Source organism: Halopolyspora algeriensis, from assembly GCF_003337235.1.
Taxonomy (GTDB): Bacteria; Actinomycetota; Actinomycetes; order Mycobacteriales; family Pseudonocardiaceae; genus Haloactinomyces; species Haloactinomyces algeriensis.
In genome coordinates this window covers 1-1044 of sequence record NZ_QPJC01000034.1, presented here as the reverse complement: position 1 = coordinate 1044, position 1044 = coordinate 1, and the positions used below count along the sequence as shown (strand labels likewise).

General features: G+C 59.9%; 2 rRNA genes. Both read left to right on the top strand.

Going from position 1 to position 1044, the window contains the following annotated elements:
* Positions 1 to 86, top strand: a 16S ribosomal RNA gene (locus DFQ14_RS21605); the annotation flags it as partial.
* Between the two features lie 228 nt (positions 87 to 314).
* Positions 315 to 1044, top strand: a 23S ribosomal RNA gene (locus DFQ14_RS21600); the annotation flags it as partial.

Below are 1044 nucleotides of genomic sequence, written 5' to 3'. Positions count from 1 at the left end.
GGGAGTGGTCGAAGGTGGGACTGGCGATTGGGACGAAGTCGTAACAAGGTAGCCGTACCGGAAGGTGCGGCTGGATCACCTCCTTTCTAAGGAGCTCGATGACACGGTGAGCGTTTCGCGGGGAGGGTTCTTCTTTCTGCGGAAAGTTCATGGTGCGAGCGCGGTTTCGTGCACAGCGTGGTTGTGGACACGCGCACATGCGGCTGTCGGTACGCTGTTGAGTTCTGAGGGAGCACACCGTTGTGGGTGTGGTGTCCTCGGTGGTTGTTGTTTGAGAACTGTATAGTGGATGCGAGCATCTTGAAATCGCGTGTGTGTAAGCGTTGAAGGGCACACGGTGGATGCCTTGGCATCAGGAAGCCGATGAAGGACGTGGGAGGCTGCGATAAGCCTGGGGGAGTTGTCAACCGAGCTGTGATCCCAGGATGTCCGAATGGGGAAACCCGGCCGGAGTGATGTCCGGTCACCGCTGTCTGAACACATAGGGCAGTCGGAGGGAACGCGGGGAAGTGAAACATCTCAGTACCCGCAGGAGAAGAAAGCAACCGCGATTCCCCGAGTAGTGGCGAGCGAAACGGGACAGAGGCTAAACCGGATGCGTGTGCAGAGCCGGCAGGCGTTGCGCATCCGGGGTCGTGGGACCGCCCGGGCCGGGGCTGCCGCCTCGGCGGGGAAGAGCGCACAGTGAGCCGAACGTGTTGGAAGGCGCGGGCGTAGTGGGTGAGACCCCCGTAGGTGAACGTTGTGTGTGCTCCCTGTGGTGTGTTCCCGAGTAGCACGGGGTCCGTGGATTCCCGTGTGAATTGGCCAGGACCACCTGGTAAGCCTGAATACTCCTGGTGACCGATAGCGGAGAGTACCGTGAGGGAATGGTGAAAAGTACCCCGGGAGGGGAGTGAAAGAGTTCCTGAAACCGTGTGCCTACAAACCGTCAGAGCATGCTCTTTGCGGGTGTGTGATGGCGTGCCTTTTGAAGAATGAGCCCGCGAGTTAGTGGTGCGTGGCGAGGTTAACCCGTGTGGGGAAGCCGGAGCGAAAGCGAGT